Source organism: Streptomyces sp. SID9727, assembly GCF_010550605.1.
Classification (GTDB): domain Bacteria; phylum Actinomycetota; class Actinomycetes; order Streptomycetales; family Streptomycetaceae; genus Streptomyces.
The window spans coordinates 1-11519 of record NZ_JAAGNI010000405.1 but is presented as its reverse complement, the minus strand read 5'-3'; the positions used below and the strand labels follow the sequence as shown (position 1 = coordinate 11519).

The window sequence follows — 11519 nt, the reverse complement described above, 5'->3', positions numbered from 1 at the left end:
CCGCGCCGCCGCTCACAGCGCCCTCCCGTATCCGGGCGGCGGGGCGCCCTCCACCGGCCGGGTCCGCGCGGTGGACAGCAGCTGGAGCCCGAGGCGGAGCCGGCGCCGCGCCTCGTCCTCGGTGACGCCGAGGTCCGCCGCGGTCTGCCGGTAGTCGCGGCGCTGTACGTACGCCAGCTCCAGGGCGGCCCGCAGCGGTGCGGGCATGGAGGAGACGATGTAATCCGCCCGGGCCGCGGCGGTGGCCCGGCGCACCCGCTCGTCCAGGGCGTCCGGGCCGCCGGGGCCGTCGTCGTCCGCAGCGTCGCGCAGCCGCCGCACGGACTCGCGGTGCGTGAGGAAGGCCAGCCAGGCCCGCATGGAGCCCTGCTTCGGGTCGTACATGTCCGGGTTCTCCCAGACGTAGCCGAAGACCTCGCGCGTGACCACGTCGGCGGCGTCCTCGTCGTCCAGCACCCGGTTGGCCTGACTGTGGACGAGGGCGGCGAACCGGTCGTACATCTCGCCGAGGGCGGCTGCCTCGCCGCGCGACAGCCGCTGCTGCATCCTGCGGTCCCAGCGGGGTGGTGCGTTTTCGGCCATCTGCCCCCCAGTCCTCCGCCGTCGGACCTGTGCGTCCCTGTCCCACTCGTCCTGTCCGAATGTAGTCGGCCGTCCCGGGAGAGCACGCCCCTTTGCGACAAGTACGTCCCCGGGGGTGCCCCGGAACACGCCGTCATTGCGAGACGGGTGTTTCGCGAGGGACGTACGGGGGCAGCCGCCAAGGGAGGAACGCAAACTTCCGGATCGCCGGGCTGCCCCGGCATCCCCGGAACGAGAGGCCCGTCGCGTGACCCTGAAAGTCTCGGAGACCGAGCGGGGCGGATGGACCGTGCTGCACATAGGCGGCGAACTGGACCTGCTCACTTCGGCCACCGTCCGCCAGTCCGTCCACGAGGTGGTGGCCGTGGGCCGCCACGACGTGGTGCTGGACCTGTCCGGCGTCCAGTTCTGCGATTCCAGCGGCGTCGGGGTGCTCATCGCCCTGCGCCGCCTGATGCGGTCCTGCGGCGGCCGCCTGCGCCTGATCCTGCCCGCCCGGGGCGCGGAGGAGGGCTCCCACGTCAACCGCGTGCTCGCCGCCCTCGGCGTGCGCCGCTTGTTCGAGGTCTACCCGGACTGGGACGCGGCCGTGGACGAGGAGGCCGAGCCGCTGACGGCCTGAACCCGGCGCCGCCGCACCGGCTCGTGCGGAGCTGTCACAGGGCTGAGCCGGGTAAGTGACACGTGACGCCTGCGGGCGTCGTACGCTCCCCGCATGGACAGCGCAGAGTATGAGCGCAAGATCGCCTTCCGCTTCGCCGCCTTCGACCAGGACGGCAACGGATACATCGATCGCGCGGATTTCAACGCCGCCGCGGCCCGTCTGCTCACCGAGTTCGGTACGACGGCCCGCTGCGACAAGGGCCAGGCGCTCTACAACGGGGCCGAGGCGTTCTGGCAGGGCATGGCGGGCATCGCCGACGTGGACGGGGACCAGCGCGTCACCCGTGAGGAGTTCGTGGGCGGCGCGGTGAAGCGGCTGCGCGACAACCCGGAGCGGTTCGCGGAGATCGCCCGCCCGTTCCTGCGCGCGGCGCTCGCGGTGGCGGCGGGGCCGTCCGGTGACGGCCGGGCGCCGGTGCCGGCCGTGGAGCGGGCCCTGAGGGTTCTCGGCGCGAGCCCGGAGGCGGCGGCGTTCGCCGCGCAGAGCCTGGACACGGACCGGGACGGCGGCGTCGTCGAGGAGGACGCGGTGGCCGCGCTGGCGGTCTACGTCACGGTGATCGAACCGGACTAGGAGCAGAGGCCCAGGGGCGCCGAGCCCCTGGGCGTGACGCAGTGCGACCGTGCGTCACGCGGGCCGGGTCGTGTCCTGTGCGTGATTCGTCACGGCGTGGAGTCGGTGCCCGCCTCGGGTACGCTCCGTGGGATGCGAGTGGTTCTGGAACCCGGCGGTCCGGACGCGGCCTGGGCGGCGCGTCGGGTCCGCATGAGGTGCTGTTCGACTCCCCGCAATGTGCGTCGCACAGTATGCACCACGGGTACTCCTTCGCGCTGGAATATGCCCGAAGCGCTTGTTGCGGTGACTGTACGTCAACCATGCTGTCGTGCAAGGGAATCACGTTCCGTGACCCTGTGGAGGCGCGAGGCGATGTGTCCGCCGGTTCGGATGGTGTGAGCGGTGCAGGTGCTTCAGGTTCAGTTGGAGGTCGGGCCCGACCCCGCGGAGGTCGGACGGGCCCGCAGATGGGCGCGCTCACGGCTCGCCGGTTCCGGCGTGGGAGACGACGAGCCGCTGGCCGAGACTCTCATCCTGCTCATCTCGGAGCTGGTCACCAACGCGGTCGTGCACACCGGCTGTCCGGCCGTGCTGCGCATGCTCTTCGGCCCGGCGGGCTCCCCGGGCGGTGCCGGGACCGTGCGCGTCGAGGTGGCCGACGCCAGCTGCCGCCCCCCGCAGCAACGGCACGCGCGGGGTGAGGACACCGGCGGCCGGGGCCTGGAGCTGGTCGACGGCCTCGCCGACCGCTGGGGCTGGCAGCCGGAGGGCACGGGCAAGCGGATCTGGTGCGAGGTGGACCGCGGCGTCCCGCTGATCCAGGTCCAGCTCCAGCCCGGGTCCCACGGGGCCGTCCCGGGCGCCGAGCCCGCGGTCTCCTAGGACACCCCCTGGGCCCGGTTCCCCGCCGTCGAGCGGAACGTGCGGCGGTACACCGTCGGCGAGACGCCCAGCGCCGCCTGGAGGTGCTGCCGCAGTGACGTGGAGGTGCCGAAACCGGCGTCCCGGGCGACCTGGTCGACGGACAGGTCCGTGGACTCCAGGAGCCGGCGCGCCAGCTCCACGCGCTGCCGGGTGAGCCACTGCACGGGGCTGACGCCGACCTCCTCGCGGAACCGCCGGGTGAACGTCCGTACGCTCATCGACTCCTGCTGGGCCATGTCCCGCAGCAGGATCGGCCGCTCCAGCCGGGCCAGCGCCCAGGCCCGCGCGGTCGTCGTCGTGGCGAACTGGGTGTCCGGCACGGGCCGCTGGATGTACTGCGCCTGGCCCCCGTCCCGGTGCGGCGGTACGACCGTGCGCCGGGCGACGTCGTTGGCGACCGCGGTCCCGTGGTCGCGCCGCACCATGTGCAGGCAGAGGTCGATCCCGGCGGCGACCCCGGCGGAGGTCAGCACGTCCCCGTCGTCGATGAACAGGACGTCCGGGTCGACCCGGACGCCGGGGAAGAGCCGCTGGAAGTGGTCGGCGGAGGCCCAGTGCGTGGTGGCGGGACGCCCGTCCAGATACCCGGCTGCGGCCAGGACGTAGCTGCCGGTGCAGATGGACACCATCCGGGTGCCCGGCCGGATGTACGCGAAAGCGGCGGCCAGTTCGTCGGTCAGCCGGCCCTCGGTGTGGACGGGCCCCAGCTCGTAACTGGCCGGGACGACGACCGTGTCCGCCGTGGCGAGCGCCTCGGGCCCGTGCCCGACCATGATCGAGAAGTCCGCGTCGGTGTGGACCGGCCCCGGCGGCCGGACCGAGCAGGTGACGACGTCGTACAGCTTCCGCCCCCGGCCCTGTTGCTCCACGGGGCGCGCGAGCCCGAAGATCCTCTGGGGGATGCCCAGTTCGAAGGGGAGCAGCCCGTCGAGGGCGAGGACGACGACCCGGTGCGGCACAGCGGACTCCCTTCGGCCGGCCGGGGCCGGTGAAAAGCCCCTAGCTGGTATAGACCATAAGCTGATACATGTCTCCGGTGTGAAGGAAAAGTCAGCAGACTCCGTGCGCATTCCCGCCGCGGACCCCCAGGCCGCCCCCGGCGGCCCGTCCCCTCTCCCGCCCCTGCCGCCCGTGTTCGAGGAGCCCGGCAGGCAGCTCTGGAACCGGCACTTCAGGCTGTTCTTCGTCGCCCGCACCGCCGCCGTCTTCGGTGACGGCATGATCCCCGTCGCCCTCACCGCGGGGCTCCTCGGCGCCGGCCGCCCGGCCTCCTCGGTCGGTTACGCGCTGGCCTGCTGGATGGGCCCGCTCGCCGTCTTCGTCCTCTTCGGCGGCGTCCTCGCGGACCGGTTCACACCGCGCCGCATGATGATCATCGCCGACGCGCTGCGCCTGGTCGGCGCCTCCGTGCTCGCGGTGTCCTTCGCGACCGGCAACCCGCCGCTGTGGGCGGTGTACGCGCTCAGCTCGGTGGCCGGCGTCGGCGCGGCCCTGTTCCAGCCGGGCGTCGCCTCCACCGTGCCGCGCGTCGCCCCGGACGTGCAGCGGGCCAACGCCGTGCTGCGTGTCTCCGAGGCGCTGATGACCATGGCGGGCCCCGCCTTCGCGGGCGCCCTCGTCGGCCTGGCGAGCGCCGGCGCGGTCTACGCGGCCAACGCCTCCACCTTCCTGGTCTCCGGGGCGTGCCTCTTCCTGCTCCGGCTGGCCCCGGCCCCCTCGGACGAGGCGCCGCGCGGCTCGTTCCTCGCCGAACTGGTGGACGGCTGGCGCGAGTTCACGGCGCGCAGCTGGCTCTGGGGGGTGATCGCCGTCTGGACCGTGTACGGCTTCGCCGTGCTCGGCCCGATGCTCCCGCTCACCGCCGTCCGCGTCACCGAGGCGCACGGCTCGGGGACGTACGGCGCGATGATGGCGGTGAACGGCGCGGGCAGCGTCGTCGGCGGCCTGCTCGCCCTGCGCCTGCGCCCCCGCCGCCCGCTCGCGGCGGGCGCCGTCGCGCTGACCGGCGTGTGCGTGAACCTCGTGGCGCTGGGTCTCGGCCTCTCCGTACCGGCCCTGGGCGCGGGGCAGTTCGTGGCGGGCGCGGCATCTGCGTTCTGGCTGGTCATGTGGTCGACCACGGTCCAGACCCACGTACCGCCCGAGTCCCTGAACCGCCTGCACGCCTACGACGTCGCCGGCTCGCTCCTGATGGTGGCGGCGGGCCGCGCGCTGGCGGGGCCGCTCGCGGACGAACTGGGCGCCCCGGAGGTGCTGTTCGCCGGAGCGGTGGTCAACATCCTGGCGGTGGGCGTGCTGCTCGCGGCCCGCCCGATCCGCTGCCTGGAACGGATCGGCTGACCCGGCCGCGAGCGCGCGCTACTTGGTGCGCGCCCGCTCCTCGGACTGCTGCATCTCGATGACGCGGAGGACGTGTGCGCTGGTCTGCCGGCGCACACTGCCGGCGACGAGGAGCCCCGTACCGGCCACCGCGAGCGGCGCCGAGATGCCGAGCAGGGTCAGCTGCTCGGGCATGGTGGTCTCCAGCTTGCAGATGGACGAGGCGCGGAAGCAGTACATCCTGTCCTCCGTGTCCCAGATCAGGAAGCCGACCCGGACCCACAGGGCGCAGGTGATGAGCAGCAGCAGGACACCCCACCCCTGCATCAGCGAAGACCCGCGGTCGAAGTGCTGTCGTTCGGCCCACTGCATGAAGTTCCCCCGGGGACGTGGACGGAGCGGCGCGCGCGGATGCGGCCGCCGGGCGTCGCAGATCGTACGCGTATGCGGATGACGCGGGAGCGGTGGCCCGATCCTTGCGAACCATGTCCCTCGGGCCACTCGTGAGGGCCCGGGCCGCGACCGGATGCTGAGCGGGTGAATCCGACAACCGAGAGCGCCGCCCCCGTCGCCCCGCAGCCGAACCCGCGGACCGGGCGCAGCCGTTGGCGCGTCCACCGCGCCTGGATCGTCGCCGCCGTCACCTTCGTGACGATCATCGGCGGCGCCGCCGTCAACGCCCTGCCCGGGCTGCTCTTCGACCCGCTCCAGGACGACTTCGGCTGGTCGCGCGGGGAGATCGGGTTCGCCGTCTCCATCGACATGGCGCTGTACGGGGTGACCGCGCCGTTCGCCGCCGCGCTGATGGACCGGTTCGGCATCCGCCGGGTGGTGGCCGTGGCGCTGAGCGCGATCGCGGCCGGGGCGCTGGCGAGCGTGTGGATGACGGCCGCCTGGCAGCTGATGCTCTACTGGGGCGTCCTCGTCGGGCTCGGCACGGGCTCGATGGCGCTCGCGTTCTCCGCGACGGTCACCCACCGCTGGTTCACCACCCGGCGCGGCCTGGTGACCGGTGTCCTCACCGCCGCCGGCGCCTCCGGCCAGCTGGTCTTCCTGCCGCTCTGCGCGTGGATCGTGGACCGGCACGGCTGGCGCCCGGCATCGGTGACCGTGGCGCTGGCGGCCCTGGTCGTCGTCCCGTTCGTGTGGCTCCTGATGCGGGACCACCCGGCGGACGTGGGGCTCGCCCCGTACGGCGGGGCGTACACCGAGAAGCCGGCGCCCGTGCGCGGGGCGGCGGGCCGGGCCCTCCGGATCCTGTTCGACGCGGCGCGCTCGGGCCCGTTCTGGCTGCTGGCCGGGTCCTTCGCGATCTGCGGCGCCTCCACCAACGGCCTGATCCGTACGCACTTCGTGCCCTCGGCGCACGACCACCACATGCCGATCACCGCCGCCGCGTCGCTCCTCGCGGTCATCGGGATCTTCGACATCATCGGCACGGTCTTCTCCGGCTGGCTCACCGACCGCTTCGACGCGCGCCGGCTGCTGGCGGTGTACTACGCGCTGCGCGGCGTCTCGCTGCTGTTCCTGCCGCTCCTGATGCAGGCCACCGTGGAGCCGCCGATGGTCTTCTTCATCGTGTTCTACGGCCTCGACTGGGTCGCCACGGTCCCGCCGACCCTGGCCCTGTGCCGGGAGCAGTACGGGGAGGACAGCCCGATCGTCTTCGGCTGGGTCCTCGCCTCCCACCAGGTGGGCGCCGCGCTGGTCGCCTTCCTCGGCGGGGTGGCGCGCGACCACTTCGGTTCGTACGACGTCGTGTGGATCGCGGCGGGGGCGCTGTGCGCGGTGGCGGCGCTGATGGCCCTGGTGATCCGGCGGGTACGGGGACCCGAGGGGGCGGCGCTGGTGGCGTAGGGCGAGAATGCGGCGTGGGAGGGGGTTTCCATGTCGAGCGGAACCGCGTGGGACACGAGCAGGCCGTGGGCGGACCGGCGGCCGGCCGAGGCGCCGGACGGGCCGCCGCCCGTGTGGTCGGGGCGGTCGATCGTGGCGGGGGCGGGAGCGCTGCTCGTGGGGGCGTTCCTCGCCCTGGAGGTCTACGGCATGGTGGGCACCACCGTCGAGTCGCCCGCCCCGCCCGAGGGGCCCGGCGGGGCCCTGCTCGTCGTGCCGTTCATGGGCTGCGTGGGCGGCCCGGCCGCGCTGTGGGCAAGCCTCGCGGTCGTCCTGCCACTGGTGTGGGCGGCCCGCCGGCTGAGCGGGCGCGTGACCGGGCGGGACGTCTGGTGGTGGGTGCCGGCCGTAGCGGCGGTGGCGGCGGTCGCGGTCACCGCCGTCGTCGGGATCTGGACCGCCGGGGCCGGCCCCCTGGCCCTCACCTGGCTGACCAGTGCCGTGCTGCTCACCGGTGCCGCCCTGATCGCCCGGGACTCGGCGCTGCACGGCCGCCGGCTCCTGCGGACCCTCGGGTACGGCGGGCTGGCGGCGGTGGCCGTGTTCCTCGTGGGCGTCGGGGTGTTCGGGGCCGGGCTGGCCACCGAGTACAGCCCCCCGAAGGTGACCGCCGCGCAGCTCGCCGGGACCTGGAGCGACGGGCACGGCGGCACGCTGCGGCTGTCCGCCGACGGTACCGCCCGTGCCGTGAACCTGAAGGACCACGAGGCCGCCTACGAGGGCCACGCCGACGGGGCCCGCACCGAGTACCGCTGCACCGGCACGGGTACCTGGACCTACGAGGGGGACGACTCCGCGTCCACCTGGGACCAGCGGGCGCGCCTGGAGCTGGAGGACTGCGAGCTCGGGGAGCCCGACGGCTGGCGGATCGGCGGCACGCCCGAGGGCCTGAAGCTGAACGCCCAGTACGGCGACCTCGACGACCCCCACTGGTACACCCTCACCCGCTGACCTCAACGCCCCTTGCGGGCCACCCGCTTCGCGATCCGCTCCGCGTCCCGGGCCAGTTCGCGGAGCATGCCGCTGATGGGGTTGGTGAAGCCGGTGAAGTAGAGGCCGGGGGCCTGCTCGGGGGTGCGGGGGCCGTGGACCACCGGGCGGCCCCGGGCGTCCAGCACGCCGAGGTGGCCGACCAGGGGTTCGAGGGCGCGGCGGTAGCCGGTCGCGGCGATCACGGCGTCCGGGGTGGCCCGGGTGCCGTCCGCGAGGACCACCGCGTCCTGGTCGAACGACTCGACGGCCGCCACGGGTTCGACCCGGCCGCGCTTCACCGCGTCGATCAGGCCGACGTCCTGGACCGGGATCGCGCCCTCCTTGACGCGGGAGTACAGGCCCGTGCCGGGGCGGGGCAGCCCGTGCTCCGACAGGTCCGGCACGGCGGCGCGCGCCATCAGGCGGCCGGCCCGGTCCACCAGGGCGACGGGCAGCCGGCGGACCAGGATGCCGGTCGCCTGCGCGGGCCAGCCCGCCGTGGAGCGGCGCACGATGTGCGGGACGGTGCGCACCGCGAGCCGGACGTGTGCGGCGCCGCCCTCCACGAGGTCCACGGCGATCTCCGCGCCCGTGTTGCCGACGCCGACGACCAGGACGTTCCTGCCCGCGTACGGGGCCGGGGAGCGGTAGTCCGAGGCGTGCAGGAGGTCCCCGGTGAACGTCTCGCGGCCGGGCCAGTCCGGCAGGCGCGGGGTGTGGTTGAAGCCGGTGGCGACGACGACGGCGCGCCCGGTCAGCTCGCGGCCCCCGCTCGCGCTCAGCCGCCAGCCGGTGCCGTCCGCCGCCCGGTCGATCCGGGAGACCTCGACGCCGGTGATCACTTCCAGCTCGTGGTGCTCGGCGTACTTCTCCAGGTACCGCACGACGTTGTCGCGGGCGACCCAGCGGCCGAACCTCCTGGGCATCGGCAGCCCGGGCAGTGCGGACCAGCGCCGGGTGGTGTGCAGGTGCAGCCGGTCGTAGTGGCCGCGCCAGGAGGCGCCGACGGCCCCGGACTTCTCCAGCACGACCGCCCGGACGCCCCGCGCGCGCAGGGCGGCCGCCGCGGCCAGTCCGCCGGGGCCGCCGCCGATGACGTAGACGGGGCGGTCCTCGGTGAGGTCGGTGGGGGCCGGGGAAGTGCTACCGGCGGTAGGTGCGCTGTCGGGCATGCTTCGGAGCGTAATCGCGTGACTCCTTGATGGGTCTCGGTCAAGACCGGAATCGATTGCGAATTGATCACGCCCGTACGCCTGTGCGGAGCGCGGTACCCGCGCGCCGGCCGGAACACCCCCGGTGGCAGGCTGTCGGTGCCCGATCCGTACGGCCGTGAGGGAAGCGATCCGTTGAACACCGGCAGCTACTACGAGCGCATCGACGCCCACCGCTACAAGCCGACCGCCCACGCGAGCGGCGCGTGGAGCACGGACGAGGTGCACTTCAGCCCGTTCGGCGGGCTCCTCGTCCACGCCGTCGAGCGCCATCTGGCGGAACGGCCCGGCGAGCGGCTGCTGTTGTCCCGGATCAGCTTCGACATCCTCGGCCGGCTCGCCCTGGACGAGTGCGAGATCCGGGTGGAGACCGTCCGCCCCGGCCGCACCATCGAGCTGGTGGAGGCCGTCGCGCTCATCGCGGACCGTCCGGTCGTACGGGCCAGGGCCTGGTCGCTCGCCCCCGTGGACACGACCGGGGTCGCCGACGGCGAGGGCGCCCGGCTCACCCCGCCCGAGGCGCTCGCCCCCTGGCCGATGGCCGACCTCTGGCCCGGCGGCTACGTCGCCTCGCTCGACGTGCGCCCGCTCGCCCCGCCGCTGCCCGGCCGCACCACCGCCTGGATCTCCACCCCGCTCGACCTGGTCGCGGGGGAGGAGACCGGGCCGCTGGCCTCGTACGTGGCGCTCGTCGACACCGCCAACGGCATCGCCGTGCGGGAGCGGCCCACCGAGTGGATGTTCCCCAACGTGGACCTGACGATCCATCTGCACCGCCAGCCCGAGGGCCGCTGGACCGGCCTCGACACCACGGTCGTCTTCGGCCCCACCGGGCAGGGGCTCACCAGCACGGTCCTGCACGACGTCAACGGACCGGTGGGCCGGGCGGAACAGATCCTCACCGTCCGCCCGCTCTGACCGGCCTCAGCGCTTCGCGCGGCGCTCCCGCAGGCCCGGGCGGCGGATGCGGACGCCGCCCGCGCCGCAGGAGCCGGTGATCCTCAGCAGGGGCGCGCCCGGGGCCCGCTCGCCCCTGGCCTTCGACTTCAGGCCCCCGAAGGCCAGGTCCAGCGCGTCGGTGTCCACGCCCCAGCCGTCGGGCACCACGATGCGGACCCCGCCCATCTGCGCGTCCACTTCCAGCTCGACCACGGACACCCGGCACTCGGCGCCGCTGAAGTCGAGGAGGGCGCCGCCGAGGCCGCCCGAGACGACGATGCGCGCGGGGACCTTCCAGCCGCCGGTCCGCCGCACCTTGTGCATGCCGCCCCGCACCGTCAGCGGCTCGCCCGCCTCCCGCACGGACGGGCCGCCCAAGTCCTCGGTGATCGGCGTGAGTTCGCCGTAGGTCTTGGCCGTGAGGGCCAGGTTGAGCCGTTCGTCCAGCTCGTCCATGTCGATCCGCCCCTCCGCCGCCGCCTCCCGCAGCTGCTCGACCACCGCCTCGCGGTCGGCGTCGGACGCGCGCATGCGGGCGGTGGAACGGGCGGGCTCGGCAGTCATGAACCTGATGATACGGAGACGGGTGCGTCCTAGCCCCGCTGCCGCCTCGTACGCTCCAGCCAGGGGCCGAACTCGCTCTCCAGGACCAGCCGTCCGAGCTTCCGGTACTCCGCCAGCACCGCGCCGACCAACTGCTCCGTGTCCAGCGGGCGGCCCGACTCCGCCGCCTGATACGCGGCGGTCACCGCGCACGCCCGGATCGAGCCGCCGGTCAGCTCGAACCTGTCCGCGCACGTCCGCAGGTCGAGGTCCGGGGCGCGCGGGATCTCCGTACCCAGGCAGCGTTCCCACAGCGCGAGGCGTTGCTGCGCGTCCGGTACCGGGAACTCGGCGACCACGTCCAGGCGGCGGGTGAACGCCTCGTCCAGGTTGGCCCGCAGATTCGTCGTGAGCACGGCGATGCCGTCGAAGGACTCGACGCGCTGGAGGAGGTACGCCGACTCCACGTTCGCGTGCCGGTCCTGGGCGTCCTTGACCTGCGAGCGCTTCCCGAAGACGGCGTCCGCCTCGTCGAACAGCAGCACCGCGTTGACCTCGGAGGCCTCCACGAAGATCCGTTCCAGGTTCTTCTCGGTCTCCCCGACGTACTTGTCGACCACGGACGACAGGTCGACCACGTACAGCTCCATGCCCAGGTCCGCCGCCACGACCTCGGCCGACATGGTCTTGCCCGTTCCGGACTCCCCGGCGAACAGCGCGACGATGCCCCGCCCCCGGCCGCCGCCCGGCCGCATCCGCCACTGCCCGAGCACCTGGTCGCGGTGGCGGGCGCGCAGGGCCAGGTCGGAGAGCTGGCGGCGGGTCGCCGGGGGGAGCACGAGGTCGTCCCAGCCGACGGCCGGCTCGATGCGCCGGGCCAGCCGGGCGAGCCCGGCACCGTTCTGCGCCCGGAC

13 protein-coding genes are annotated in these 11519 nt (G+C 74.0%); 7 read left to right on the top strand and 6 right to left on the bottom strand.

Going from position 1 to position 11519, the window contains the following annotated elements:
- Nucleotides 1-12 precede the first annotated feature (12 nt).
- Entirely contained in the window at nt 13-582 is a 570-nt protein-coding gene (locus tag G3I41_RS28680; RefSeq protein WP_164403285.1) for a sigma factor, read from the bottom strand.
- 247 nt (nt 583-829) lie between these two features.
- Here G3I41_RS28680 and G3I41_RS28675 point away from each other — a divergent pair, with 247 nt between their 5' ends.
- From G3I41_RS28675 to G3I41_RS28665, 3 genes are all read left to right on the top strand, one after another.
- The gene (locus G3I41_RS28675; protein WP_164403284.1) at nt 830-1204 is read left to right on the top strand and encodes an STAS domain-containing protein; all 375 of its coding nucleotides are present in this window, start codon (nt 830-832) and stop codon (nt 1202-1204) included.
- Nucleotides 1205-1297: 93 nt separating this feature from the next.
- Entirely contained in the window at nt 1298-1819 is a 522-nt protein-coding gene (locus tag G3I41_RS28670) for an EF-hand domain-containing protein (protein WP_164403283.1), read from the top strand.
- A gap of 384 nt (nt 1820-2203) precedes the next feature.
- Nucleotides 2204-2683, top strand: a complete 480-nt coding sequence (locus tag G3I41_RS28665; protein ID WP_164403282.1) for an ATP-binding protein — start codon at nt 2204-2206, stop codon at nt 2681-2683.
- Here the strand turns inward: G3I41_RS28665 and G3I41_RS28660 are convergent.
- Nucleotides 2680-3684 carry a helix-turn-helix domain-containing protein gene (locus G3I41_RS28660; RefSeq protein ID WP_164403281.1) on the bottom strand — a complete coding sequence of 335 codons (1005 nt, stop codon included), beginning with the start codon at nt 3682-3684 and terminating at the stop codon, nt 2680-2682. The two genes, G3I41_RS28665 and G3I41_RS28660, sit on opposite strands and share 4 nt — an antisense overlap.
- A gap of 103 nt (nt 3685-3787) precedes the next feature.
- On the opposite strand from G3I41_RS28660, the gene G3I41_RS28655 reads away from it, so the two are divergent.
- Entirely contained in the window at nt 3788-5065 is a 1278-nt protein-coding gene (locus tag G3I41_RS28655) for an MFS transporter (RefSeq protein WP_164403280.1), read from the top strand.
- Nucleotides 5066-5083: 18 nt separating this feature from the next.
- Here the strand turns inward: G3I41_RS28655 and G3I41_RS28650 are convergent, their stop codons facing one another.
- Nucleotides 5084-5416 carry a hypothetical protein gene (locus G3I41_RS28650; RefSeq protein ID WP_164403279.1) on the bottom strand — a complete coding sequence of 111 codons (333 nt, stop codon included), beginning with the start codon at nt 5414-5416 and terminating at the stop codon, nt 5084-5086.
- 165 nt (nt 5417-5581) lie between these two features.
- On the opposite strand from G3I41_RS28650, the gene G3I41_RS28645 reads away from it, so the two are divergent.
- Entirely contained in the window at nt 5582-6901 is a 1320-nt protein-coding gene (locus tag G3I41_RS28645; protein ID WP_164403278.1) for an MFS transporter, read from the top strand.
- Nucleotides 6902-6931: 30 nt separating this feature from the next.
- Nucleotides 6932-7891 (top strand): hypothetical protein, encoded by a 960-nt coding sequence (locus G3I41_RS28640; protein WP_239081882.1) that lies wholly within the window; start codon nt 6932-6934, stop codon nt 7889-7891.
- A gap of 2 nt (nt 7892-7893) precedes the next feature.
- On the opposite strand, the gene G3I41_RS28635 is transcribed toward G3I41_RS28640, so the two are convergent.
- The gene (locus G3I41_RS28635; RefSeq protein WP_164403277.1) at nt 7894-9084 is read right to left on the bottom strand and encodes an NAD(P)/FAD-dependent oxidoreductase; all 1191 of its coding nucleotides are present in this window, start codon (nt 9082-9084) and stop codon (nt 7894-7896) included.
- A gap of 174 nt (nt 9085-9258) precedes the next feature.
- Here G3I41_RS28635 and G3I41_RS28630 point away from each other — a divergent pair, with 174 nt between their 5' ends.
- A complete protein-coding gene (locus G3I41_RS28630) occupies nt 9259-10041 on the top strand; it encodes a thioesterase family protein (RefSeq protein WP_164403276.1) in 783 nt (260 codons plus the stop codon).
- Between the two features lie 6 nt (nt 10042-10047).
- Here G3I41_RS28630 and G3I41_RS28625 read toward each other — a convergent pair whose 3' ends face one another.
- The gene (locus G3I41_RS28625) at nt 10048-10626 is read right to left on the bottom strand and encodes a DUF1707 domain-containing protein (protein WP_164403275.1); all 579 of its coding nucleotides are present in this window, start codon (nt 10624-10626) and stop codon (nt 10048-10050) included.
- A 29-nt stretch (nt 10627-10655) separates the two neighbouring features.
- The coding region (locus tag G3I41_RS28620) for an ATP-binding protein (protein ID WP_164403274.1) at nt 10656-11519 on the bottom strand (864 nt) is incomplete at its 5' end.

Excerpts from the sequence above, each read along its gene's own strand:
- G3I41_RS28680 (WP_164403285.1), bottom strand. The coding sequence starts at position 582 with ATGGCCGAAAACGCACCACCCCGCTGGGACCGCAGGATGCAGCAGCGG.
- G3I41_RS28670 (WP_164403283.1), top strand. The coding sequence starts at position 1,298 with ATGGACAGCGCAGAGTATGAGCGCAAGATCGCCTTCCGCTTCGCCGCC.
- G3I41_RS28650 (WP_164403279.1), bottom strand. The coding sequence starts at position 5,416 with ATGCAGTGGGCCGAACGACAGCACTTCGACCGCGGGTCTTCGCTGATG.
- G3I41_RS28640 (WP_239081882.1), top strand. The coding sequence starts at position 6,932 with ATGTCGAGCGGAACCGCGTGGGACACGAGCAGGCCGTGGGCGGACCGG.
- G3I41_RS28635 (WP_164403277.1), bottom strand. The coding sequence starts at position 9,084 with ATGCCCGACAGCGCACCTACCGCCGGTAGCACTTCCCCGGCCCCCACC.
- G3I41_RS28625 (WP_164403275.1), bottom strand. The coding sequence starts at position 10,626 with ATGACTGCCGAGCCCGCCCGTTCCACCGCCCGCATGCGCGCGTCCGAC.